The sequence below is a fragment of the Photorhabdus australis DSM 17609 genome (assembly GCF_000711895.1).
Classification (GTDB): Bacteria; Pseudomonadota; Gammaproteobacteria; order Enterobacterales; family Enterobacteriaceae; genus Photorhabdus; species Photorhabdus australis.
The window spans coordinates 21,278-46,735 of the sequence record NZ_JONO01000027.1 but is presented as its reverse complement, the minus strand read 5'-3'; the positions used below and the strand labels follow the sequence as shown (position 1 = coordinate 46,735).

Genomic DNA, 25,458 nt, shown 5'->3' with positions numbered 1-25,458 from the left:
TTATGCGCCGGATTTTATCTGTATTACTTGAAAACGAATCGGGGGCTTTATCCCGTGTTGTCGGTCTGTTTTCCCAGCGTGGCTACAACATTGAAAGTTTGACTGTGGCTCCAACTGACGATCCAACATTGTCACGGATGACAATTCAGACTAAAGGTGATGCCAGGGTACTTGAGCAGATTGAAAAACAATTGCACAAACTGGTGGATGTGTTGCGGGTCAGCGAGTTGGTATCAGGTTCGCATGTGGAACGTGAAATTATGCTGGTGAAATTACAGGCTAGCGGATATGGCCGTGAAGAAATCAAACGCAGTACTGAAATTTTCCGTGGGCAGATCGTTGATGTAACTTCTACCTTATATACCGTACAGCTGGTAGGAACCAGCGATAAACTCGATGCGTTTCTCGATGCTGTTCGTGATGCTGCTGAAATTGTAGAAGTAGCTCGTTCCGGAGTTGTTGGTGTATCGCGCGGAGATAAAATTATGCGATGAAAAATCGCAAACTGCGGGACAATATACATACATTGGTGAGGCTCTGCGATAAAGTAGGGCCTTTTCTGGGTTTATGAGGAGTTAATGTGAAACTGGATGAAATCGCCCGCCTTGCAGGTGTTTCGCGCACAACGGCCAGTTATGTGATTAATGGTAAAGCCAAGCAATACCGTGTCAGTGATAAAACAGTAGAAAAAGTGATGGCCGTGGTTAGAGAGCATAACTACCATCCAAATGCTGTGGCAGCCGGCCTCCGTGCAGGACGCACTCGTTCTATTGGTTTGGTTATCCCAGATTTAGAAAATACCAGTTATACCCGTATTGCGAATTATCTAGAACGTCAAGCTCGTCAGCGTGGTTATCAATTATTGATAGCCTGCTCTGAAGATCAGCCTGATAATGAAATGCGCTGTGTTGAACACCTGTTACAGCGTCAGGTGGATGCAATTATTGTTTCTACTGCATTACCGCCGGAACATCCTTTTTATCAGCGCTGGGCAAACCGTGCTTTGCCTATTATTGCGTTTGACCGTGCATTGGAAAATGAACACTTTATCAGTGTAGTGGGCGATGATTTTGAAGATGCGAAGATGTTGGCACAAGAATTTCGTCAATTCCCTGCTGAATCTGTGCTTTATCTTGGTGCATTACCTGAACTGTCAGTTAGTTTTTTGCGTGAACAGGGATTCCGTGAGGCATGGAAAGATGACCCTCGCAAAGTTATGTACCTTTATTCAGACAGCTATGAGCGTGATGCGGCGGCTGAAGTGTTTGCCAGGTGGTTGGAAATTCATCCGATGCCCCAAGCGTTGTTTACTACCTCTTTTGCTTTGCTGCAGGGAATAATGGATGTCACGCTTAAACACGATGGTCGATTACCTAATCAATTAGTTATTGCGACTTTTGGTGATCATGAATTACTGGATTTCCTTGAATGTCCGGTACTCTCTGTCGTGCAGCGCCATCGTGAAGTAGCGGAGCGGGTATTAGAACTAGTGTTGGCAAGTCTGGATGAAAAGCAAAAACCAGATCCAGGTATTACACGGATACGCCGTGACTTATGTCGACGAGGAAGCTTGAGTCGAAAGTTATGATGAAGGCCCCTCATTGATTTTTTGATGAGGGGCTTTTGCTTCAGATTTATAAGAGAAAGAGTGGGAAGACAATTTTAAAGCAATTCTTAAATCATTTAGTAAAAAAACGGCATGAATAGGAATTTATTTAGGTTTGAAATTTTTTATACTTCATCCTATCTTATTGTTTTGTTTATATATTAAGTTGATTTTAATGATGTTATTTTTGATGATTTTATTATCATTATTGGTTTTAGTATCGAATGTACTTATTTAAATGATAAATATTATTGTATGATGGTTGGATGGTAATGAAATGTAAATTATGTAAATAAACTAATAACACAATTATTTTTTCATTATTTTGTAATGAACATTTATTCTCCTTATATTCGTAAAATTATTCAAAATTATCAAAGTGTTAATTATTATTGACATTGCTAAATTTAATCATTAATGCTCCCAACATCCAAAATCCTTTTACTAAATATAGCTAAAGCGCATCGGCTCTGGCTTGACAAGGTTTTCGTCCCATCCGTAAACTCCTTATTGTGGGGATTAGTGGGATAAAGTGGTAATTTGGGATCGCCTGAGGCAACTTTAGGATGTTTCGTGGAGCAACGTTAGTTAATCTCGATAGCAAGGGGCGGCTTGCCGTGCCTACCCGATATCGGGCGATGCTAAACGAGGAATCGCAAGGGCAAATGGTTTGTACTATTGACCTTCACCAGCCATGCTTGCTGCTTTATACGTTATCTGAATGGGAAATTATTGAAGAAAAACTTTCCCGCTTATCCAGCATGAATCCGGCAGAGCGTCGGGTGCAACGTTTGCTCTTAGGTCATGCCAGTGAATGCCAAATGGATAGTGCTGGACGTCTTTTGTTAGCCAATACACTGCGTCAGCACGCAGGGCTAGTTAAAGAGGTCATGCTGGTTGGTCAGTTCAACAAATTTGAACTGTGGGATGAGCAAGCTTGGTATCAACAGGTTAAGGATGACATTGCAGCTGAACAATCCACACAGCAACCTTTATCAGTACGGCTACAGGACTTATCACTATAAACATGGCAAACAGTCATTTTAAACATACCAGTGTATTGCTGGATGAAGCAGTCAATGGACTGAATATTCGTAAAGATGGAATCTATATTGATGGCACATTTGGCCGTGGCGGGCACTCACGTTTGATTTTGTCACAATTGGGAATGGAAGGTCGTTTAATTGCAATTGATCGTGATCCGCAAGCGATTGAAACCGCAAAATCGATCACAGATCCACGTTTTTCAATTATTCATGGACCGTTTTCTGAATTAGCACACTATGTAGAAAACGTTGGTCTGGCAGGCAAAATTGATGGGGTATTACTGGATTTAGGTGTTTCTTCACCTCAATTAGATGATCCGGAACGTGGTTTTTCTTTTATGCGTGATGGGCCGTTAGATATGCGGATGGACCCGACTCATGGGCAGTCAGCTGCAGAATGGCTGATGAAAGCAGAAGTGGATGATATTGCATGGGTGTTGAAAACATTTGGTGAGGAGCGTTTCGCCAAACGTATTGCCAAAGCAATTGTTACACGTAATCAGCAAGAACCGATTACCCGAACAAAAGTGTTGGCGGATTTGATTGCTCAGGCTAGTCCAGTGAAAGAGAAGTATAAGCATCCTGCAACAAGGAGCTTCCAGGCGATTAGGATTTATATCAACAGTGAATTAGAAGAGATTGAGCAAGCGCTGGATGGTGCATTACAGGTGCTTGCCCCACATGGGCGACTTTCAGTTATCAGTTTCCATTCACTGGAAGATCGCATTGTTAAGCGATTTATTCGTCATAACAGTCGTGGGCCACAGGTACCGGCAGGGTTACCTTTAACAGAAGAACAACTGAAAGCACAGGGTGGGCGTAGCCTGAAATCTATCGGCAAGATGAAACCTTCAGAGGACGAAGTGGCTGATAATCCACGGGCTCGTAGTTCGGTTTTGCGTTTTGCTGAAAAAGTTAGTGAATAATGGCCGGTGAACGTCACGGATTAGCCGGTATTATCGGCAGCGATTTTCTCAGGAATGCCAAAATACCATTGATTCTTCTAGTGGCTGTAGTGGTTTCAGCCATATTTGTTGTGACCACAACACATGAAACACGTTTGTTGATTGCTGAGAAAGAGCATTTGGCGCTGGAACGTAATGCATTAGAAATTGAGTGGCGTAATTTGATTCTTGAAGAAAATTCTCTTGGTGATCAGAGTCGGGTTGAGCGAATAGCAATTGAAAAAATGCATATGCAACATGTTAATCCAGCACAGGAAAATATTGTTGTTTCACAGTGAGTTAGTTTGATTAATTAATAAGGTAAGTAATGAAAGCAGCTCGTTTCGCGAAATCAAAACGGCAAGAAGATAAAGCCAGCTTTGTCAGCTGGCGCTTTGCCTTGCTGTGCGGGGGAATTATCCTTGCTTTGGTTGGCTTGTTACTGAGAGTGACTTACCTGCAAGTTATCAATCCGGATCAATTGGTTAAAGAAGGGGATTTACGTTCTCTGCGTGTGCAGTCAATTCCTACTGCCCGCGGTATGATCAGCGATCGCATGGGGCGGCCTTTGGCTGTTAGTGTTCCGGTAAATGCTGTATGGGCAGATCCGAAAGAGGTGTTTGAAAAAGGAGGGATTACTGATGATACCCGCTGGAGAGCTTTGTCTGATGCCATTAACCTACCTGTTGAGCAACTTACTAACAAAATTAGCGCGAATCCTAAAGGTCGTTTTGTTTATCTGGCACGACAGGTCAATTCATCGGTTGGCGATTATATTGGTAAATTGAAACTGCCGGGAATTTATTTACGTCAGGAATCTCGGCGTTATTACCCATCAGGCCAGGTAACAGCCCATATTATTGGTGTGACTAACGTTGATGGCCAGGGTATGGAAGGTGTGGAAAAAAGTTTTGATCGCTGGCTGACTGGTCAGCCAGGCGAACGGATTGTACGTAAAGACCGTTTTGGTCGTGTCATTGAAGATATCTCATCTGTTGATAGTCTGGCAGCACACAATTTGGTATTGAGTATCGATGAACGCTTGCAGGCACTGGTTTACCGTGAACTGACCAACGCGGTAGCTTTTAATAAAGCAGAATCCGGTACAGCAGTACTAGTAGATGTTAATACCGGCGAAGTGCTGGCAATGGCCAATAGCCCATCTTATAACCCAAATAATTTCCTCAACACACCAAAAGACGCAATGCGCAACCGTGCGATTACCGATATTTTCGAACCAGGTTCCACTGTCAAGCCGATGGTGGTAATGGCTGCGTTGAATAATGGTATCATCAAAGAAAATACGGTTATTAATACAGTACCTTTTAGGATAAGCGGTAAGGAAATTAAGGACGTATCCCGGTATCCAGAATTATCTATCACTGGTATTTTACAAAAATCGAGCAACGTCGGTGTTTCTAAGCTAGCGTTAGCGATGCCCGCGACAGAATTAGTGAATGTCTATTCACGCTTTGGATTGGGAAAAGCGACTAATCTGGGATTAGTCGGAGAAAGCAGTGGCTTATATCCAACAGGAAAACAGCGGTGGTCAGATCTTGAGAGAGCGACCTTTTCTTACGGTTATGGGCTGATGGTAACACCATTACAGTTAGCGCGAGTCTATGCAACGATTGGTAGCCTGGGTATCTATCGTCCTCTGTCAATTACCAAAGTTGATCCACCTGTGCCAGGTACAAGAGTATTTCCTGAACCCATCATGCGAACAGTCGTTCATATGATGGAAAGTGTGGCTTTGCCTGGTGGTGGTGGTGTGCGGGCTGCGGTAAAAGGTTATCGGATTGCAATCAAGACGGGGACTGCAAAGAAAGTCGGGCCGGATGGCCAATACGTTAATCGATATATCTCTTACGCCGCAGGTGTTGCCCCTGCAAGTAACCCAAGGTTTGCTCTAGTTGTGGTCATTAATGAGCCACAGGCAGGTAAATATTATGGTGGTGCGGTTTCTGCGCCGGTATTTGGTGCCATTATGGGCGGTGTTCTGCGCATTATGAATGTGGAGCCGGATGCTTTGGCAGCAGGTGATAAAAACGAATTTGTGATTAATAAGAAAGAGGATACAGGTGGCAGATCGTAATCTACGCGGTTTACTCGCTCCGTTGGGGATTGATGCTCCAGAACGTGCATTACGCGAAATGACATTGGATAGCCGTAAGTCGGCTGCCGGAGATTTGTTTGTTGCTATTAAAGGGCATCAGGCAGATGGTCGACACTATATTCCTCAAGCCATCGCGCAAGGCGTCGCGGCGGTTATTGCAGAAGCCCAGGGAGAGGCCGATAGCGGTACTGTGCAGATTATGCACGGTGTTCCGGTTGTTTATGTGAGCGATTTGAATAATAAGTTGTCACAATTAGCGGGTCAGTTTTATCACCATCCTGGTGGTAAACTGCGCCTGATTGGTGTAACCGGAACCAATGGTAAAACGACAACGACTCAATTACTTGCACAGTGGACTCACGGATTGGGTGAAACCAGCGCGGTGATGGGAACAGTAGGTAATGGTTTATTAGGGCATGTGGCGCCAAGTGAAAACACCACCGGCTCAGCTGTTGATATCCAACTGGATCTGCAACAGCTTGTTCAACAAGGGGCTACCTTTGCGGCTATGGAAGTCTCTTCCCATGGGCTGGTTCAAGGGCGTGTGGCCGCATTACCATTTCAGGCGGCGGTATTTACCAATCTGAGTCGTGATCATCTTGATTACCATGGTGACATGGAACACTATGAAGCAGCGAAATGGCTGCTATTTTCCTCTCATGATGTGAAACAGCAAATCATTAACGCTGACGATGATGTTGGTCAGAAATGGTTATCCCGTCTACCGCAAGCGGTTGCCGTGACGATGGAAAATCGGCTGCCGGAAAATTGGCAAGGGCGTTGGTTGTCTGCCAGTGAAATAAAATATCACGATAAAGGCGTATCTGTTACTTTTGAGTCCAGTTGGGGAGGCGGTACAATTGACAGTCCTCTGATGGGGGCATTCAACGTCAGCAACCTGCTGTTAGCACTTTCTACCTTATTAGCGTTGGGTTATCCATTGGAAAAACTGCTTGAAACTGCTTCCTGCTTGGAACCTGTCTGCGGGAGAATGGAAGTATTCAATGCACCGGATAAACCAACTGTCGTTGTTGATTATGCTCATACACCTGATGCACTAGAGAAAGCTTTGTTGGCTGCACGTCTGCATTGTAAAGGTAGGCTTTGGTGCGTTTTTGGTTGTGGTGGTGATCGAGATAAAGGCAAGCGTTCTTTAATGGGCAGTGTGGCAGAACAGTGGGCCGACTATGTGATTACTACCGACGATAACCCGAGAAGTGAAGAACCGCAGGCAATTGTTGCTGATATTTTGACTGGTTTTATTGATCCGGGGCGAGCGATAGTCATTCATGGACGTGTTGAAGCGGTGACTAGTGCCATTATGCAAGCAAAAGAAGATGATGTTGTATTGGTGGCGGGTAAAGGCCATGAAGATTATCAGTTGGTAGGCCATCGCCGTCTGGATTATTCAGACCGCTTGACTGTTGCCCGGTTACTGGGGGTAATTGCATGATATCCCTCACATTGCAACAATTGGCTCAGGTTACTAATGGGGTACTAAATCAGGTAACTGAGCGACAGGCAGTAGATATCTATATCCATGATGTTACTACTGATAGCCGTAAGGTTGAAAACGGGAGTTTATTTATTGCATTGAAAGGTGAACGCTTTGACGCTCATGATTTTTCTGTTGATGTAGTAAAAGCGGGTGCTGGTGCTTTGTTGGTCAGCCGTGTATTAGCAGTTAGTTGTCCTCAGGTTGTGGTTGCAGATACTCGTTTGGCAATGGGTAAACTGGCTGGTTGGGTTCGCCAACAGAGTAAAGCCAGGGTTGTTGCGCTAACGGGGTCGTCTGGTAAAACATCGGTGAAAGAGATGACCGCAGCGATTTTGCGCCAGTGTGGTAGCACGCTTTATACTGCGGGTAATCTGAATAACGATATTGGTGTACCGTTAACGTTGTTTAGATTGACAGAACAGCATGAGTTTGCCGTGATTGAATTGGGTGCAAGCCATATTGGAGAGATTGCTTATACCGCAGGAATAACTCAACCAGAAACAGCTCTGATCAATAACTTATCCACTGCACATTTAGACGACTTTGGTTCTTTGACGGGTATTGCAAAAGCTAAAAGCGAGATTTTCTCTGGTCTTTCAGCAGACGGTACCGCCATTATCAATGTAGAAAGCAATGATTGGGTGAATTGGCAGCAGATTATTGGCGATAAAACGGTATGGCGTTTTTCCATACAACAGATATCAGATGCCGATTTTTATGCTACAGATATTCAGGTTAAACAATTGGCCACTCATTTTCGACTGCATACTCCTGCCGGCAGCACAGAAGTTATTTTGCCATTACCTGGGAAACACAATGTTACCAATGCCTTGGCTGCTAGTGCGTTGGCAATTTCTGTGGGGGCGACGCTAAAAGATGTCCGTGTTGGATTATCTGGGGTAAAGGCTGTTCCGGGTCGGTTATTTCCAATCAATTTGGCAGAAGGAAAATTGCTGCTTGATGATACTTATAACGCCAATGTCGGTTCGATGACTGTTGCAGCTCAGGTGTTATCACAGATGCCTGGATATCGAGTCATGGTGGTTGGCGACATGGGAGCGTTGGGTGATCAGTCAGAAAATTACCATCGCCAAGTGGGTGAAGTCGCAGCTGTCAGTGGTATTGACAAAGTATTCAGTGTGGGCACTTCAAGTATGTACATTAGCGAAGCGAGTGGTTGTGGTCAGCATTTTGCGGATAAAGACGCGTTGGTTACAGCATTGGTTCCATTATTACAGCAACACAAAATCATTTCAGTTTTAGTTAAAGGTTCGCGCAGTACTACGATGGAAGACGTCGTAAGTGCATTACAGGGGAGCTTCACATGTTAGTTTGGCTGGCCGAATATTTGGTCAAATATCATACCGGCTTTAACGTCTTTTCTTACTTGACTTTTAGGGCTATCGTCAGCTTGCTGACTGCTTTGGCTATCGCATTATGGATGGGGCCGCGTATGATCGCCTTCCTGCAAAGGTTACAAATTGGGCAGGTTGTTCGTAATGATGGGCCAGAATCTCATTTCAGTAAACGTGGAACACCGACCATGGGTGGTTTGTTGATCCTGTTCTCAATCACGATTTCGGTACTGCTATGGGGGCGGTTGAATAACCCTTATGTTTGGTGTGTGCTGATTGTGCTGATTGGTTACGGCATTGTTGGTTTCGTGGATGATTACCGTAAAGTCGTGCGCAAAGATACTAAAGGGTTGATTGCTCGTTGGAAGTATTTTTGGCAGTCAGTCTTGGCATTGGGTGTAGCATTCGCCATGTACAGCGTCGGTAAAGATACCGCGGCAACACAATTAGTTGTGCCATTCTTTAAAGATGTGATGCCACAATTAGGTGTGCTTTACATTCTGTTGTCTTATTTTGTGATTGTTGGAACCAGCAACGCAGTGAATCTGACTGATGGGTTGGATGGTTTGGCTATTATGCCGACGGTTTTTGTTGCAGCTGGTTTTGCACTGGTGGCGTGGGCAACAGGTAACGTCAATTTTGCCAACTACTTGCATATTCCTTACTTGAGTCATGCGGGTGAATTGGTCATCGTCTGTACTGCAATTGTTGGTGCTGGATTGGGTTTCCTGTGGTTCAACACTTATCCGGCTCAGGTTTTTATGGGAGATGTTGGTTCTTTGGCATTGGGTGGGGCACTTGGGACCATTGCTGTGTTGCTGCGTCAGGAGTTCTTACTGGTGATTATGGGAGGGGTATTCGTGATAGAAACCTTGTCAGTTATCTTGCAGGTAGGTTCTTTTAAATTGCGAGGACAGCGTATTTTCCGTATGGCACCTATTCACCACCATTATGAATTGAAAGGCTGGCCAGAACCGCGCGTTATCGTGCGCTTTTGGATTATTTCTCTGATGTTAGTGCTGATTGGCTTAGCAACATTAAAGGTACGGTAATCATGACGGATTATTTGGGTAAAAAAGTCATCATTATTGGATTGGGGCTGACGGGTCTCTCCTGTGTTGACTTTTTTTTGGCTCGAGGAGTGATTCCTCGCGTGATAGATACCCGTGTAATGCCGCCCGGTAGGGATAAATTGCCTGATGATATTGAATGCCATTGCGGAAGCTTGAATACCAACTGGTTGATGGATGCTGACTTGATTGTTGCAAGCCCGGGCATTGCTTTGGCAACAGCTGAATTACAAGCCGCAGCTAATGCTGGCATAGAAATCGTTGGCGATATCGAATTATTTTGCCGCGAGGCAACTACCCCGATAATCGCAATTACGGGTTCTAATGGTAAAAGTACCGTGGCGAGTCTTGTCGGAGAAATGGCTAAAGCTGCAGGTTGGCAAGTGGGGGTTGGCGGTAATATTGGTCTTCCTGCATTAGAACTATTGAAACAATCTTGTCAGCTTTATGTTTTAGAACTTTCCAGTTTCCAGTTGGAAACTACATATAGCCTAAAGGCAGCGGCGGCAACTGTACTGAATGTAACTGAAGACCATATGGATCGTTATCCTCAAGGCTTGTCTCAGTATCGGGCGGCTAAATTGAGGGTTTATCGTCAGGCAAAAAGATGCATTGTGAATGACCAGGATCCTCTGACACTGCCTGAAACGGGTATGGATGGCCGTTGTGTCAGTTTTGGTGTTGATTGTGGTGATTACCAGCTTGATAGTGAAAATGCCTTTTTGAAAGTTCATAACCAGTCATTGCTGGCGACGAATGAAATTAAGCTGACTGGACGACATAACTACGTCAATGGATTGGTTGCATTAGCTTTAGCTGATGCGGTTGGTATTCCTCGTGAAGCCAGTTTGGCAACATTGATGGTTTATCCGGGGCTTAACCATCGTTTCCAACTTGTTCATCTGAACAATGGGGTACGTTGGATTAACGATTCTAAGGCGACCAATGTTGGCAGTACGGAGGCGGCGCTTAATGGCCTTAACCTGGAGGGCACGCTTTATTTGCTGCTAGGCGGCGATGGTAAATCAGCCGACTTTTCTCCGCTTAAGCCTTTCCTTTGTGGGGATAAAATTCGGCTTTACTGCTTTGGCCGGGATGGAAAACGACTGGCGCAACTACGTCCAGAAATAGCGACATTAACTGAAACCATGGAACAGGCGATACGTGATATTGCACCGAGGCTGGTGGTGGGTGACATGGTGTTGTTATCTCCTGCTTGTGCGAGCCTTGACCAGTTCCGTAATTTTGAACAGCGTGGTCATGAGTTTGCTCGTTTGGCTGAGGAGTTGGGTTGATGTCTATTCCCGGGTTCAGTGGATTAAAAGACTGGATTATTGGTGGCCGTGAAACCGATGCTACTAATATGGTGTTGTACGATCGCACACTGGTTTGGCTGGCATTTGGGTTAGGCATTATCGGCTTTGTTATGGTGACATCAGCATCAATGCCGGTTGGGCAGCGTCTTGCTGAAGATCCGTTTCTGTTTGCTAAGCGTGATGCGATTTATCTCTTGCTGGCCTTCGGATTGTCATTGATTACACTGCGTATCCCGATGGATTTCTGGCAGCGTTATAGCAACCTGATGTTGCTTATCTCCGTTATCCTGTTGCTGATTGTATTGGTAGTGGGAAGTTCGGTGAATGGTGCATCGCGTTGGATTGCCCTTGGACCTTTGAGAATTCAGCCAGCTGAGTTATCCAAACTTTCTCTATTTTGTTATCTCGCCAGTTATCTGGTGCGTAAAGTAGAAGAAGTACGGAATAACTTCTGGGGATTTTGTAAGCCAATGAGTGTCATGGTGGTGTTGGCTGTATTACTTTTAGCTCAGCCTGACTTGGGAACTGTGGTAGTGCTGTTTGTAACAACATTGGCTATGTTATTTCTAGCGGGAGCAAAATTGTGGCAGTTTCTGGCAATTATTGGTTCGGGGATATTTGCAGTAGTTCTATTAATTATTGCTGAACCTTATCGTATACGCCGTGTAACTTCTTTTCTGGACCCTTGGGAAGATCCGTATGGCAAAGGTTATCAATTAACACAATCTTTGATGGCTTTCGGTCGAGGGGAATTTTCAGGGCAAGGATTGGGAAATTCAGTACTGAAGCTGGCATACCTACCCGAAGCGCATACTGACTTTATTTTCTCTGTTTTGGCAGAAGAATTAGGTTACATAGGTGTGGTTTTTGTATTGTTAATGATATTCTTCGTCGCTTTTCGCGCGATGACGATAGGTCGTCGTGCATTGCAGATGGATCAGCGTTTTTCTGGTTTTCTGGCTTGTTCAGTCGGTATTTGGTTCAGTTTTCAAACCTTGGTTAATGTTGGGGCTGCCGCAGGTATGTTACCGACCAAAGGTCTGACTTTACCTTTGATTAGTTACGGTGGTTCAAGTTTGTTGATTATGTCGACAGCTATCGTATTGCTATTAAGAATTGATTTTGAAACACGCTTGGCAAAAGCACAGGCGTTTGTAAGGAGCTCTCGATGAGTAGCAAAACCCGGCGTTTGATGGTGATGGCAGGCGGAACTGGAGGACACGTTTTCCCAGGTTTGGCTGTAGCTCATCATTTAAAAAACCAAGGCTGGGAAGTTCGCTGGTTGGGAACAGTGGATCGGATGGAAGCTGATTTAGTGCCGAAACATGGCATTGAGATTGATTTTATTCAGATTTCGGGTTTGCGAGGTAAGGGGATCAAAGCATTGTTAGTTTCCCCAGTGCGAATTTTCAAAGCAATTCGTCAGGCAAAAGCAATTATGCGTCGCTATCAGCCAGATGTAGTGCTCGGAATGGGAGGGTATGTTTCCGGCCCTGGCGGTATTGCTGCGTGGATGTGTGGTATTCCGGTTGTCCTGCATGAACAGAATGGTATTGCAGGGCTGACAAATCGTTGGCTGGCAAAAATTGCTACAACTGTTTTACAGGCATTTCCCGGTGCATTCCCGCAAGCACCTATTGTTGGGAACCCTGTCCGCGAAGATGTGTTGGCATTACCTCTACCTGAGCAGCGTTTGGCAGGGCGTGAAGGCCCGATTCGGGTTCTGGTTGTTGGTGGTAGTCAGGGGGCCAGAGTTCTCAACCAGACAATGCCTGAAATTGCTGCCCGTATGGGTGATAAAATTACCCTTTGGCATCAGACAGGCAAAGGGGCTAAAGAGAGAGTTCAGAATGCCTATAACAATTTAGTTAAATGCGAACACAAGGTTACTGAATTTATTGAGGATATGGCACAAGCTTATGCCTGGGCTGATGTGGTGATTTGCCGTTCTGGTGCGTTGACAGTCAGCGAAGTGGCAGCAGCCGGGTTACCTGGAATTTTTGTACCATTTCAGCATAAAGATCGTCAGCAATATTGGAACGCACTACCACTGGAGAGAGTTGGTGCAGCAAAAATACTGGAACAACCGCAATTTACGGTTGATGCAGTAATACAATTATTAACTCAGTGGCAACGCCCACAATTGTTGGAAATGGCAAAAATAGCTCGTTCAGCAGCAATTACTGATGCAACTGAGCAAGTATCAGCGGCATTAATTGATGCAGCAAAAAAATAATTCAGGCCACCTGAAACAGGGTGATGAAGTAAACATATACAGTGAAGAAGAAAACGTGAATACACAACAACTGGCGAAATTAAGAGCTTTCGTGCCTGAAATGAGAAAAGTCAGGCATATCCACTTTGTCGGCATTGGCGGTGCTGGCATGGGGGGGATCGCCGAAGTGTTGGCCAATGAAGGTTACCAGATTAGTGGATCCGATTTGGCGCCAAACCCGGTAACTCGGCAACTAACTAAATTGGGTGCTCAGATTTATTTTAACCATCGTCCTGAAAATGTACTGGATGCTAGTGTTGTTGTGGCTTCAACGGCAATCTTAGCAGATAACCCAGAAATTATTGCTGCTCGTGAAGCTCGGATTCCGGTTATTCGCAGAGCAGAGATGTTGGCAGAACTGATGCGTTACCGCCATGGTATTGCTATTGCGGGTACTCATGGCAAAACAACTACCACGGCGATGATTTCCAGCATTTATGCACAGGCTGGTTTAGACCCAACGTTTGTTAATGGTGGTTTAGTCAAAGCGGCAGGAACACATGCTCGTCTTGGTAGCAGCCGCTATTTAATTGCGGAAGCCGACGAAAGCGATGCTTCTTTCCTGCATTTGCAGCCCATGGTGGCAGTAGTTACTAATATCGAAGCAGACCACATGGATACCTATCATGGTGACTTTGAAAAGCTGAAACAGACGTTTATCAACTTTCTGCACAACTTACCTTTCTATGGGCGTGCAGTCATGTGCATTGATGATCCAGTGGTCAAAGAGTTAATCCCTCATGTGGGACGCTATATCACGACTTATGGATTTAGTGAGGAAGCTGATGTGCGTATCACCCATTATGAGCAAAAAGGTGCTCAAGGGTATTTTACTGTTAGTCGTCAAGATATGGTTGATTTGAAAGTCGTATTGAATGCACCGGGTCGCCATAATGCGCTAAATGCGGCGGCAGCAGTCGCTGTTGCAACTGAAGAAGGTATTTCTGGCCGTGATATTCTGGCAGCGTTAGCAGGTTTTCAGGGAACCGGACGCCGTTTTGATTTTCTGGGGAATTTCTCTCTGGAGCATGTTAACGGCAAAAGTGGTAGTGCAATGTTGGTTGATGATTATGGTCATCATCCAACGGAAGTGGATGCAACCATTAAAGCCGCTCGTGCTGGCTGGCCGGATAAGCGTATTGTGATGATATTTCAGCCTCATCGTTATACTCGGACACGTGATCTGTACGATGACTTTGCCAATGTATTGAATCAGGTGGATGTATTGCTGATGCTGGATGTTTATTCTGCTGGAGAAGCGGTTATTCCGGGGGCGGATAGCCGTTCGCTGTGCCGTACTATCCGTAGCCGCGGTAACTTAGAGCCAATTCTGGTATCTGAGCCAGAAAAAGTGGCTTCTGTGTTGGCGCAGGTACTAGACGGTAATGATTTAGTTCTGGTTCAAGGGGCCGGGAATATAGGCAAAATAGCGCGCAATTTGGCTGAAACAAAATTGCAGCCATCTTTGAATGAGGAAAAACACCATGGCTGAGAAAGTCGCGGTATTGTTGGGAGGAACTTCTGCTGAGCGTGAAGTTTCACTGTTATCGGGACATGCCGTGCTGGCAGGATTGAAAGAAGCAGGTATTGATGCTCATCCAGTTGATACAAAAGATTTTCCTGTAACGCAACTTAAAGAGGCAGGATTTGAGAAAGTCTTTATCGCGCTTCATGGTCGTGGCGGGGAAGATGGTACGTTGCAGGGCGTATTAGAATTTTTGCAGCTGCCTTATACCGGTAGTGGCGTGATGGCCTCTGCATTGTCAATGGATAAATTGCGGACAAAGCAGTTATGGCAAGGGATAGGATTGACTGTCTCGCCATATGTTGCAATTAATTTTCAGCAGTTTGAACAATTTACTGATTTGCAACTCCAAGAACATGTAGCAGATTTAGGTCTGCCATTAATTGTTAAGCCAAGTCTGGAAGGCTCCAGTGTGGGTATGACTAAAGTTAATGAGATTTCAGAGTTGCGTGGTGCACTGGAGATAGCATTTCGTTATGACGCTGACTTGCTGATAGAAAAATGGCTGTACGGTCCAGAATACACTGTAGCTATTCTCGATGATGCGGCTTTACCTTCTATTCGTATTCAGCCCGCTGCTATTTTTTATGACTATGATGCAAAATATTGGTCTGAAGAAACAAAGTATTTTTGTCCGAGTGGTTTAAGTGATGAAAAAGAACAACAATTGGCAGAATTAGCATTGAAAGCTTATAAATCAGTTGGATGCTGTGGCTGGGGTCGGGTCGATGTGATGATGGACTCCGATGGTGTTTTCTATCTGTTGGAGGTGAATACATCTCCTGGGATGACTAGTCATAGCTTAGTGCCAATGGCAGCACGTCAAGCAGGGTTAAATTTCTCACAGTTGGTAGTAAAGATTTTGGAGTTGGCTGATTGATATGTCTCAAGCGGCCCTGAAAGTAAAGGGGCGGGATAGTGAAAATAGTCGTTCCCGCCCTAGTAACGGCTCTTATCTGGCAGGGCTTATCTTCTTCCTTATGGTACTTGGAACCATTATTTGGAGTGGTTGGGCAGTTCTTAACTGGATGAAAGATGCTGACAGATTGCCTATTTCGAAGCTGGTGGTAACGGGTGAACGACATTACACCACCAACGATGATATTCGGCAGGCAATATTGTCATTAGGGCAGCCGGGAACTTTCATGACGCAGGATGTGAATATCATTCAGCAACAGATTGAACGAATGCCATGGATAAGGCAAGTCACTGTCCGTAAACAGTGGCCTGATGAACTGAGAATTCATTTGGTAGAATATGTTCCTTATGTGCGTTGGAATGATACACAAATGCTGGATGCAGAAGGGCTGGTGTTTAGTATACCAGCTGAATGGGAAGCTAAGGGGCATTTCCCGATGCTTTATGGCCCACAAGGTAGTGAAAAAGAGGTGCTTGGTGGCTACCGGGCAATGGCTAAACTCCTTGCTGCTAACAAATTGAAATTAAAAGTGGCGGCAATGACTGAACGTCGTTCCTGGCAACTGACATTGGATAATGATATCCGACTAAAGCTGGGAAGAATGGATACAACAGGTCGTATTAAACGTTTTATCGAGCTTTATCCACTATTACAGCAGAACACAGAGAAAAGAGTGGATTATGTGGATTTACGTTATGACAGCGGCGCCGCGGTAGGTTGGGCACCTTTACTAATTGGTGTCCCTGATGCTCCGGTCAATGGGTAATAAATAGTTACTGGCAATAATATAGAGGCAGGCAGAATAACAATGATCAAATCGACGGACAGAAAATTAGTAGTTGGCCTTGAGATTGGCACAGCAAAGGTGTCTGCCCTTGTTGGTGAAATTCTGCCCGATGGTATGGTTAATATTATCGGGGTGGGAAGCTGTCCATCCCGCGGCATGGATAAAGGTGGCGTAAACGATCTGGAGTCGGTTGTTAAATGTGTACAGCGGGCTATCGATCAGGCTGAATTGATGGCAGATTGTCAAATTTCTTCTGTTTATCTGGCGTTATCTGGAAAACATATCAGTTGTCAGAATGAAATTGGGATGGTTCCCATTTCTGAAGAGGAAGTCACCCAAGAAGATGTAGATAATGTCGTTCATACCGCCAAATCGGTTCGAGTACGCGATGAATACCGGATACTCCATGTTATTCCTCAAGAGTATGCGATCGATTATCAAGAAGGCATCAAAAATCCAGTAGGGCTTTCCGGTGTGCGTATGCAGGCGAAAGTTCATCTGATTACCTGCCATAACGATATGGCGAAAAATATCGCAAAAGCAGTTGAACGTTGTGGTTTGAAAGTCGATCAGCTTATTTTTTCCGGTTTGGCTGCCAGTTATGCGGTTTTAACTGAGGATGAGCGTGAACTGGGCGTTTGTGTGGTAGATATTGGCGGTGGGACGATGGATATCGCGGTGTATACCGGCGGAGCGCTACGTCATACCAAAGTAATTCCTTACGCTGGGAACGTCGTCACCAGCGATATTGCTTATGCCTTTGGTACTCCACCAAGTGATGCCGAAACGATAAAAGTACGTCACGGTTGTGCGCTGGGTTCGTTGGTTAGCAAGGATGAAAGTGTGGAGGTACCGAGTGTCGGTGGGCGCCCACCACGTAGCTTACAGCGCCAGACGCTGGCTGAAGTGATTGAGCCACGTTACATCGAATTACTAAATTTAGTGAATGATGAAATCCTGAGATTGCAGGAACAGTTACGTCAGCAAGGTGTTAAACACCATTTGGCTGCGGGTATTGTTTTAACCGGTGGTGGTGCCCAGATTGATGGTTTGGCTGAGTGTGCACAGCGTGTATTCCACGCTCAGGTGCGTATTGGTCAACCTCTTAATATTACTGGTCTGACGGACTATGCGCAGGAACCCTATTATTCAACAGCAGTAGGGTTGTTGCATTACGGGAAAGCCTCTCACCTTAATGGTGATGCGGATATTGAAAAACATGCTTCAGTGAGTCGCTGGTTTAAGAAAGTCAGTAGCTGGCTGAAAAAAGAGTTTTAATTTTATACAGAGACTGCACCTATTTTTTGGTCTCGATATAAAGGCACAAAGCGGAGAGAAACTATGTTTGAACCAATAGAATTAACCAATGACGCGGTGATTAAAGTCATCGGCGTCGGCGGTGGCGGCGGTAACGCTGTTGAGCACATGGTGCGTGAGCGTATCGAAGGTGTTGAATTCTTCGCAGTTAATACGGATGCTCAGGCATTACGTAAAACTGCTGTCGGCCAAACTATTCAGATTGGTAATGGTATTACTAAGGGCTTGGGGGCTGGTGCAAATCCAGAAGTTGGCCGTACTGCTGCACAAGAAGATCGTGATTCATTGCGTACAGCTCTTGATGGCGCGGATATGGTATTTATCGCTGCCGGTATGGGAGGGGGTACTGGTACTGGTGCAGCACCTGTGGTCGCTGAAATTGCAAAAGAACTTGGGATTTTGACAGTGGCTGTCGTGACTAAACCTTTTAATTTCGAAGGTAAGAAACGTATGGCATTTGCTGAACAAGGGATCACTGAACTGTCTAAACATGTAGATTCATTGATTACTATCCCTAACGACAAGTTGTTGAAAGTGCTTGGTCGAGGCATTTCACTATTGGATGCTTTTGGGGCAGCTAATGACGTATTGAAAGGTGCGGTTCAGGGTATCGCCGAATTGATAACTCGTCCGGGCTTGATGAATGTTGACTTTGCTGACGTGCGCACTGTGATGTCCGAAATGGGCTACGCGATGATGGGTTCCGGTATTGCTCAGGGGGAGGATCGGGCAGAAGAGGCCGCTGAAATGGCAATTTCCAGCCCGTTACTAGAAGATATCGATTTGTCTGGTGCTCGTGGTGTTTTGGTTAACATTACTGCTGGATTTGATCTGCGTTTGGATGAGTTCGAAACCGTGGGTAATACTATTCGGGCATTCGCGTCTGATAATGCAACTGTCGTTATCGGTACTTCCCTGGACCCAGATATGAATGATGAGTTGCGTGTGACTGTAGTTGCTACCGGCATTGGTATGGACAAGCGTCCTGAAATTACGTTAGTTACCAACAAGGCATCTCAATCAAGTGTAATGGAGCATCGTCATCAGCAGATGTCTGGTGGTATGTCCTCATTGTCGGAAGAAAATAAACCCGCGGCAAAAGTGGTTAATGACCAAAATGCACAAACAAACAAGGAACCAGATTATCTGGATATTCCTGCATTTTTGCGTAAACAGGCCGATTAATAGCTAAAAGATTGGATTCTCCGCTTTTTGTGCTAAACTTCCCCGCCAACCATAGTGTATAGTGGTTGGCAGGATGGATAACATTGCGAGATAAAACGATGATCAAACAAAGGACACTTAAACGTATTGTTCAGGCGACTGGCGTCGGTTTGCACACCGGTAAGAAGGTCACGCTGACAATGCGCCCAGCACCGGCGAATACCGGGGTCATCTATCGTCGCACTGACTTGAATCCACCGGTTGATTTTCCGGCAGATGCAAAATCTGTGCGTGATACTATGCTCTGTACTTGTTTGGTAAATGAGCAAGATGTGCGAATCTCAACAGTTGAGCACCTGAATGCAGCACTTGCAGGGTTGGGTATCGATAACATTGTTATCGAAGTTGATGCGCCAGAAATTCCTATTATGGATGGTAGTGCCAGCCCGTTTGTCTTCCTGTTGCTGGATGCTGGTATTGAAGAATTGAGCACATCTAAAAAATTCCTGCGTATTAAAGAAGCTGTTCGAGTGGAAGATGGTGATAAGTGGGCAGAGATGACACCTTATAATGGTTTCAGTCTGGATTTCACTATTGATTTCAATCATCCTGCGATTGATTCAAGTTCTCAGCGTTACAGCCTGGATTTCTCAGCAGATGCGTTTGTTCGTCAAATCAGTCGTGCACGTACCTTTGGTTTTATGCGTGATATTGAGTACTTACAATCTAAAGGCTTGTGTTTAGGTGGTAGTTTTGATTGTGCGATTGTTATTGATGATTATCGCGTGCTTAATGAAGATGGTTTGCGTTTTGAAGACGAATTTGTTCGCCACAAAATGTTAGATGCAATTGGTGATTTATTTATGTGTGGCTATAACATCATTGGCGCGTTTACTGCGTTCAAATCTGGTCATGCATTGAACAACAAGCTGTTGCAGGCAGTTCTGGCGCAAGAGAGCGCGTGGGAATTGATCACTTTCGAAGATGAAGCTGAAATGCCTCTGGCTTTTCGTGCTCCATCAACTGTAATGGCATAATTCTTTAGAGAATAGCTCAATTATACATCAGTGGGTTTGTTTTCATTGATGTTTTTTACTCAGCGTTAACGTTTCTTGTTGGCTGTGCTGGCACTCTCTCCGGCCAGTGCAGCCAATCGCTCTAATCTTTCCTTCAATTTTTTCGGACTGCGGTTTGCTAATACTATTAATTCCTTAGCACTTTCTTGACTTAACCGACGTACCGGTGAGTTTTTGTGACTGTTATTCATTGTTTTTGCGAAACTCTGCGCACTATTATCATGTTTCACCATTAATGATGGGTTAATCCTGATGTCGATCGATGACAAGGATGGTAGAATTTCACTTCTCAATGCAGAGAGTAGTGTTGGCAATTCGTAACGCAATCTGGTCATCCAGCTGGCGTTTCCTGCTTCCAGTACCAGAATTTGTTTGCGATAATTGGCGACTCTGCACCACGGATGTAGTTGTGCAGGGAGTAAGCTGATGATTGCACGATTAAGCTTTAATAAAGCGACAGCACGTTGTTGGACAACATGAAGCGGGCTTTTCTCAATGGCAGCGGCGTCTTCAAAAAGAACATCTAATGATTGTGGGCGGCTATCACGCATATAAAAAGTAGCTCCGGTATAACGAAGGGTTAATGAGTATTCTAAATCTTTGGCGACAATTTGGCAGACGTTATTTCTGGCCGCATCTGTTATTAGGGATGGTTGCGGCAGGTATTGGTGTTCCTACCATCTTAGTGGGTGTTACGGATAATATCTTACAAGCCAATGTATCATCCAGTCAGCGTTGGCAAAATCAGGCTTTATCGGCTTTTGATAACCTATTCTCACAGCAAAATGTTCAGCGTCAGCCTGCCAATAATGGTGCTAATTACTGGCAACAACATGCTGTACGTAATATGATCCGGCAGCTTTCTTTTGCTTTTTTTGTTTCCCAACCTCTGAACGATGAAACAGCAAAACAAAGTATCCGGTTAAGCTCTTCCAATATTCAGCAGCTTGTGCTGGAAACGCTGAATGGATTGTTAACTCGGGAGCCTCAGCTTTCTGAGCTGGTTTCAAATACACAATTCCCGACTACCGCATCACAATCTTCTCATACTCCGGTGTTTTGGATTGCAAAAGCCCAGGGTATCCGTGCAGGTCCTTTTGCCTACCTCTGAGTTTCGTTTCTTTATAAATTTTGAATAAATAACTATTTGCTGGCTGCGAGATAACAGCCTTATCTGAGATGTAATTAACTATGCTAATTAAATTATTAACTAAGGTTTTTGGTAGTCGTAATGATCGTACATTGCGTCGTATGCGTAAAGTAGTTGATGTAATCAACCGTATGGAGCCAGAATTCGAAAAGTTGTCTGATGACGAATTAAAAGGCAAAACAATTGAATTCCGTGCCCGTTTGGAAAAAGGTGAATCGCTGGAGAATCTGTTACCTGAAGCATTTGCGACAGTACGTGAGGCAAGTAAACGTGTGTTTGCTATGCGTCATTTTGATGTTCAGTTACTGGGCGGTATGGTTCTGAATGAGCGCTGTATTGCAGAGATGCGCACCGGTGAAGGTAAAACACTGACAGCGACTTTACCTGCTTATTTGAACGCATTGACTGGCCGTGGTGTTCACGTAGTTACAGTGAATGATTATTTGGCACAACGTGATGCTGAAAATAACCGCCCATTGTTTGAATTTCTGGGGTTGAGTGTTGGTATCAACCTGCCAGGTATGCCTGCACCCGCTAAACGACAGGCATATGCAGCGGATATTACCTATGGAACTAACAATGAATATGGTTTTGACTATCTTCGTGACAACATGGCATTTAGCCCAGAAGAGCGTGTTCAACGTAAACTGCATTATGCGCTGGTGGATGAAGTTGACTCTATTCTGATCGATGAAGCTCGTACTCCATTGATTATTTCTGGCCCTGCTGAAGACAGCTCTGAACTTTATATCAAAGTGAATAAGCTGATTCCTAGATTGATCCGTCAGGAAAAAGAAGATTCAGATACTTTTCAGGGGGAAGGGCACTTTTCTGTTGACGAGAAGTCGCGTCAGGTTAACTTGACGGAACGTGGTTTGGTTTTGATTGAGCAATTACTGTCGGAAGCTAAATTGATGGAGGATGGTGAGTCTTTGTATTCACCAACCAATATCATGTTGATGCACCATGTTACCGCTGCGCTCCGTGCCCATGTTTTATTTACTCGAGATGTTGATTACATTGTAAAAGATGGTGAAGTCATTATTGTTGATGAGCATACTGGCCGTACTATGCAGGGGCGTCGTTGGTCTGATGGGCTGCATCAGGCTGTTGAAGCAAAAGAGGGCGTAGAGATTCAGAATGAAAACCAAACATTGGCTTCGATTACTTTCCAAAATTACTTCCGTCTGTATGAAAAACTGGCTGGTATGACTGGTACAGCAGATACAGAAGCGTTTGAATTCAGTTCTATTTACAAGCTCGATACCATTGTGGTGCCGACAAATCGTCCGATGATTCGTAGTGATTTGCCGGATTTGGTTTATATGACTGAAGCTGAAAAAATTGAAGCTATCATTGAAGATATCCGCGAACGTACTGGTAAAGGGCAGCCAGTATTGGTGGGGACTATTTCTATTGAAAAATCTGAATTGGTTTCCCGTGAGTTGACTAAAGCAGGTATTGAACACAACGTACTTAATGCCAAATTTCACGCAATGGAAGCTGATATTATTGCTCAGGCTGGCCAGGTGAGTGCAGTAACTATTGCGACGAATATGGCTGGTCGTGGTACTGATATTGTGTTGGGCGGTAGTTGGCAGGCAGAAGTTGCTAAATTAGAAGATCCAACAGAAGTTCAGATTGAAAAGATTAAAGCGGCATGGCAGGAGCGCCATGATATTGTTCTGACTGCGGGTGGGTTACATATTATTGGCACAGAGCGCCATGAATCCCGCCGTATTGATAATCAGTTACGTGGGCGTTCTGGTCGCCAGGGGGATGCGGGATCATCCCGTTTCTATTTATCAATGGAAGACTCACTGATGCGTATTTTTGCATCTGATCGTGTTACGGGTATGATGCGTAAACTTGGTATGAAACCTGGTGAGGCGATTGAACATCCGTGGGTAACTAAGGCTATTGCCAATGCTCAGCGCAAAGTAGAAAGCCGTAACTTCGATATACGTAAGCAATTACTGGAATACGATGATGTTGCTAACGATCAGCGCCGCGCTATCTATGCTCAGCGTAACGATTTGCTGGATGTCAGTGATGTTAGCGAAACTATCAGTAGTATCCGTGAAGATGTATTTAAAGCAACCATTGATGCTTATATTCCCCCGCAATCTCTGGAAGAGATGTGGGATATAGAAGGTTTGCAGCAGCGTTTATTGACTGATTTTGATTTGGAGTTACCGATCAAAGAGTGGTTGGATAAAGAGCCTGAATTGCATGAAGAAACTTTGCGTGAGCGTATTCTTGAACAGGCTGTTGAAATTTACAAACGTAAAGAAGAGATTGTCAGCACTGACATGATGCGTAATTTTGAAAAAGGTATCATGTTGCAGACTCTGGATATGTTGTGGAAAGAACATTTGGCTGCAATGGATTACTTGCGTCAGGGTATCCACTTACGTGGTTATGCTCAGAAAGATCCAAAACAAGAGTACAAACGTGAATCTTTCGCGATGTTTGCAAATATGTTGGAATCGCTGAAATATGAAGTGATTAGTACATTGAGCAAAGTTCAGGTAAGAATGCCAGAAGAGGTAGAGGCACTAGAACAGCAACGTCGTGTGGAAGCTGAACGTTTGGCAAGACAACAGCAATTAAGCCATGAAGTTGAAAAAGGTGCTTTGATGTCTGAAATAGAAGCTCAGATCGCCAGTGGTACTCGTAAAGTAGGCCGTAATGATCCTTGCCCTTGCGGATCGGGTAAAAAATATAAACATTGTCATGGGCGCTTGCAGTAATGATGAAAAGGCGGGAAACCGCCTTTTTACTGTCAGCTTTAATTTGTCTTTTTCGGAAGTAGCATCTGAATATTGGTTGTTCGGCAACTAAAAGAATGAATGAAGATAATAGTAATATGGAAAAGAAACACCTGCATATAGCCGCTGGAATTATTAGAAACTCACAGCATGAAATTTTTATTACTCAGCGTCATGCTGACACTCATATGGGAGGGTTCTGGGAATTTCCTGGCGGGAAGATCGAAAAAGGAGAAACTCCTGAACAGGCTTTGATTCGTGAGCTACAGGAAGAAATTGGTATTACTGTTACTCATTATGAGTTGGTAAAAACGGTTGAACATGATTTTCCTGATAGGCTGATTACCCTTTATTTTTTCCTGGTAAGTGGGTGGGAAAATGAGCCTTTTGGCAAAGAAGGTCAGCTTTTCCGGTGGATATTGCAGAAAGATTTAATTGCAGACGAATTCCCACCCGCTAACCGCAGCATTGTCGCTTTGTTGACTGCTTGAATTCTAAATAGCCGCATTATAATTAACGCGGCTACTTATTATTGTTCAGGTCCTTCACTCCATTCATCACTATCGGAATTTTCACCTTGGCTTGGTATCCGTTTCTCTTCATTTGCCCATTCACCTAAGTCAATTAATTGACAGCGTTTACTGCAAAATGGTCGGTATGGGCTTATTTCTCCCCAAACCACACTTTTACCACATATTGGACATTCAATAGTTAATAACTCAGACATGATTTCTCTCCGGATAACTAGCTTGTAATCTTAGCAGCATGCCAATTCAAATGGCAAATGAGTAGGCACGCAGCCTTTTTCACTATCCAGTGGTAAAAAACGGATAGCAAAGCGGGTCTTATGACCAGAGATTTGAGGGAATAATAAAGGCTTTAATGGTAATCGTAATCTTAGTAAATCTGAACCTTCTGCTGTATCTTGGTGAAAACCGTTTTTGCTAATTTCTGAACGGAAGATAGCAGACTGGCGTATTAGCTCTAAAATACTTTCCAGTGCTTGCTGGAGCGGCAACAAACTATCAATCCAGAATGAAACCATTTTATCTCTTTCTGATTGTGGCAAATGAAGCCATAAATGCAGGGTAGGTAGATCAAAACCACAACAGCCACTTGGAATACTGAGGCGCTGGCGCACCATACTAATGATTTTATCTTCTTTTAGGGATTGTCCTAATCGTGGCGCTTTGCTGAGTGCAATAGCCCGTTCTTTTAATCTTAATCTGAAATTATTGACGATATTAATATCAACATCAGGTATTTCGGCCCATTGTTTTAATTTCGCCTGTTGGCGTTCTAATTCTTTTAGTAGTTCTGAACGTACTTCACCTCGTTCTAAAACTTCAAGTAGTTCAGCAACAGTACGAAAAAAAGCAAGGCTACTTGCTAATGAGTCTAAATGGCATTGGCTGGTGAGTTGTTGCAGAGAGGATTCAATCCGCAGCCATGATCGCATTTTTTCATTCAGTGGGTGCTCAAAAATAATTGTATAAGTTGTATCACTCATCATGATTATCCTG

The 25,458-nt window shown here is 44.4% G+C and carries 24 protein-coding genes; 21 read left to right on the top strand and 3 right to left on the bottom strand.

Translation table 11 applies throughout. The features are described from left to right. Positions 1 to 2: 2 nt before the first annotated feature. The 18 genes from ilvN to lpxC all read left to right on the top strand — a co-directional run bounded on the left by ilvN (position 3) and on the right by lpxC (position 19,975). A complete protein-coding gene (gene ilvN / locus BO26_RS09255) occupies positions 3 to 494 on the top strand; it encodes an acetolactate synthase small subunit (protein WP_036770985.1) in 492 nt (163 codons plus the stop codon). Between the two features lie 86 nt (positions 495 to 580). Beyond that, on the top strand, positions 581 to 1,588 hold the full coding sequence (gene cra, locus BO26_RS09250; RefSeq protein WP_036770984.1) for a catabolite repressor/activator: 1,008 nt from the start codon (positions 581 to 583) through the stop codon (positions 1,586 to 1,588). A 584-nt stretch (positions 1,589 to 2,172) separates the two neighbouring features. Continuing rightward, a complete protein-coding gene (gene mraZ / locus BO26_RS09245; protein ID WP_012777277.1) occupies positions 2,173 to 2,631 on the top strand; it encodes a division/cell wall cluster transcriptional repressor MraZ in 459 nt (152 codons plus the stop codon). Between the two features lie 2 nt (positions 2,632 to 2,633). After that, complete coding sequence (gene rsmH, locus BO26_RS09240; protein ID WP_036770983.1) at positions 2,634 to 3,578, top strand: 16S rRNA (cytosine(1402)-N(4))-methyltransferase RsmH; 945 nt, start codon at positions 2,634 to 2,636, stop codon at positions 3,576 to 3,578. After that, positions 3,575 to 3,895, top strand: a complete 321-nt coding sequence (ftsL, locus tag BO26_RS09235) for a cell division protein FtsL (protein ID WP_036770982.1) — start codon at positions 3,575 to 3,577, stop codon at positions 3,893 to 3,895. Before rsmH ends, ftsL begins: the two co-directional genes overlap by 4 nt. Positions 3,896 to 3,924: 29 nt before the next feature. Continuing rightward, the gene (locus BO26_RS09230; protein WP_036770981.1) at positions 3,925 to 5,691 is read left to right on the top strand and encodes a peptidoglycan glycosyltransferase FtsI; all 1,767 of its coding nucleotides are present in this window, start codon (positions 3,925 to 3,927) and stop codon (positions 5,689 to 5,691) included. Further along, the gene (gene murE, locus BO26_RS09225; protein WP_036770980.1) at positions 5,678 to 7,165 is read left to right on the top strand and encodes a UDP-N-acetylmuramoyl-L-alanyl-D-glutamate--2,6-diaminopimelate ligase; all 1,488 of its coding nucleotides are present in this window, start codon (positions 5,678 to 5,680) and stop codon (positions 7,163 to 7,165) included. Before BO26_RS09230 ends, murE begins: the two co-directional genes overlap by 14 nt. After that, the gene (gene murF / locus BO26_RS09220; protein ID WP_036770979.1) at positions 7,162 to 8,541 is read left to right on the top strand and encodes a UDP-N-acetylmuramoyl-tripeptide--D-alanyl-D-alanine ligase; all 1,380 of its coding nucleotides are present in this window, start codon (positions 7,162 to 7,164) and stop codon (positions 8,539 to 8,541) included. Before murE ends, murF begins: the two co-directional genes overlap by 4 nt. Next, positions 8,535 to 9,617 (top strand): phospho-N-acetylmuramoyl-pentapeptide-transferase, encoded by a 1,083-nt coding sequence (mraY, locus tag BO26_RS09215; RefSeq protein WP_036770978.1) that lies wholly within the window; start codon positions 8,535 to 8,537, stop codon positions 9,615 to 9,617. The genes murF and mraY overlap by 7 nt, the downstream gene beginning before the upstream one ends. 2 nt (positions 9,618 to 9,619) lie before the next feature. Next, on the top strand, positions 9,620 to 10,930 hold the full coding sequence (gene murD, locus BO26_RS09210; RefSeq protein ID WP_036770977.1) for a UDP-N-acetylmuramoyl-L-alanine--D-glutamate ligase: 1,311 nt from the start codon (positions 9,620 to 9,622) through the stop codon (positions 10,928 to 10,930). Next, a complete protein-coding gene (ftsW, locus tag BO26_RS09205; protein ID WP_036770976.1) occupies positions 10,930 to 12,123 on the top strand; it encodes a cell division protein FtsW in 1,194 nt (397 codons plus the stop codon). Before murD ends, ftsW begins: the two co-directional genes overlap by 1 nt. Next, positions 12,120 to 13,187 carry an undecaprenyldiphospho-muramoylpentapeptide beta-N-acetylglucosaminyltransferase gene (gene murG, locus BO26_RS09200; RefSeq protein ID WP_036770975.1) on the top strand — a complete coding sequence of 356 codons (1,068 nt, stop codon included), beginning with the start codon at positions 12,120 to 12,122 and terminating at the stop codon, positions 13,185 to 13,187. The genes ftsW and murG overlap by 4 nt, the downstream gene beginning before the upstream one ends. Before the next feature lie 55 nt (positions 13,188 to 13,242). Continuing rightward, positions 13,243 to 14,718: a UDP-N-acetylmuramate--L-alanine ligase gene (murC, locus tag BO26_RS09195; RefSeq protein ID WP_036771008.1), complete on the top strand. Its 1,476-nt coding sequence runs from the start codon at positions 13,243 to 13,245 to the stop codon at positions 14,716 to 14,718. Beyond that, the gene (locus tag BO26_RS09190) at positions 14,711 to 15,631 is read left to right on the top strand and encodes a D-alanine--D-alanine ligase (RefSeq protein ID WP_036770974.1); all 921 of its coding nucleotides are present in this window, start codon (positions 14,711 to 14,713) and stop codon (positions 15,629 to 15,631) included. Before murC ends, BO26_RS09190 begins: the two co-directional genes overlap by 8 nt. A gap of 1 nt (position 15,632) precedes the next feature. Continuing rightward, the gene (gene ftsQ / locus BO26_RS09185) at positions 15,633 to 16,436 is read left to right on the top strand and encodes a cell division protein FtsQ (RefSeq protein ID WP_036770973.1); all 804 of its coding nucleotides are present in this window, start codon (positions 15,633 to 15,635) and stop codon (positions 16,434 to 16,436) included. Positions 16,437 to 16,478: 42 nt separating this feature from the next. Then, entirely contained in the window at positions 16,479 to 17,735 is a 1,257-nt protein-coding gene (gene ftsA / locus BO26_RS09180) for a cell division protein FtsA (RefSeq protein WP_012777290.1), read from the top strand. Between the two features lie 63 nt (positions 17,736 to 17,798). Next, positions 17,799 to 18,959 carry a cell division protein FtsZ gene (gene ftsZ, locus BO26_RS09175; RefSeq protein WP_036770972.1) on the top strand — a complete coding sequence of 387 codons (1,161 nt, stop codon included), beginning with the start codon at positions 17,799 to 17,801 and terminating at the stop codon, positions 18,957 to 18,959. Between the two features lie 98 nt (positions 18,960 to 19,057). Continuing rightward, the gene (lpxC, locus tag BO26_RS09170; protein WP_036770971.1) at positions 19,058 to 19,975 is read left to right on the top strand and encodes a UDP-3-O-acyl-N-acetylglucosamine deacetylase; all 918 of its coding nucleotides are present in this window, start codon (positions 19,058 to 19,060) and stop codon (positions 19,973 to 19,975) included. Between the two features lie 65 nt (positions 19,976 to 20,040). On the opposite strand, the gene BO26_RS09165 is transcribed toward lpxC, so the two are convergent. Further along, complete coding sequence (locus BO26_RS09165; protein WP_036770970.1) at positions 20,041 to 20,565, bottom strand: DUF721 domain-containing protein; 525 nt, start codon at positions 20,563 to 20,565, stop codon at positions 20,041 to 20,043. A gap of 32 nt (positions 20,566 to 20,597) precedes the next feature. Here BO26_RS09165 and secM point away from each other — a divergent pair, with 32 nt between their 5' ends. The 3 genes from secM (at position 20,598) to mutT (ending at position 24,426) form a co-directional block, all read left to right on the top strand. Beyond that, positions 20,598 to 21,125 (top strand): secA translation cis-regulator SecM, encoded by a 528-nt coding sequence (gene secM, locus BO26_RS09160; protein WP_036770969.1) that lies wholly within the window; start codon positions 20,598 to 20,600, stop codon positions 21,123 to 21,125. Between the two features lie 80 nt (positions 21,126 to 21,205). Further along, entirely contained in the window at positions 21,206 to 23,917 is a 2,712-nt protein-coding gene (gene secA, locus BO26_RS09155; RefSeq protein ID WP_036770968.1) for a preprotein translocase subunit SecA, read from the top strand. Positions 23,918 to 24,033: 116 nt separating this feature from the next. Further along, positions 24,034 to 24,426 (top strand): 8-oxo-dGTP diphosphatase MutT, encoded by a 393-nt coding sequence (gene mutT, locus BO26_RS09150; protein ID WP_036771007.1) that lies wholly within the window; start codon positions 24,034 to 24,036, stop codon positions 24,424 to 24,426. Positions 24,427 to 24,464: 38 nt separating this feature from the next. Here mutT and yacG read toward each other — a convergent pair whose 3' ends face one another. After that, complete coding sequence (yacG, locus tag BO26_RS09145; RefSeq protein WP_036770967.1) at positions 24,465 to 24,662, bottom strand: DNA gyrase inhibitor YacG; 198 nt, start codon at positions 24,660 to 24,662, stop codon at positions 24,465 to 24,467. 30 nt (positions 24,663 to 24,692) lie between these two features. Continuing rightward, positions 24,693 to 25,445: a cell division protein ZapD gene (zapD, locus tag BO26_RS09140; protein ID WP_036770966.1), complete on the bottom strand. Its 753-nt coding sequence runs from the start codon at positions 25,443 to 25,445 to the stop codon at positions 24,693 to 24,695. Between the last annotated feature and the right edge of the window lie 13 nt (positions 25,446 to 25,458).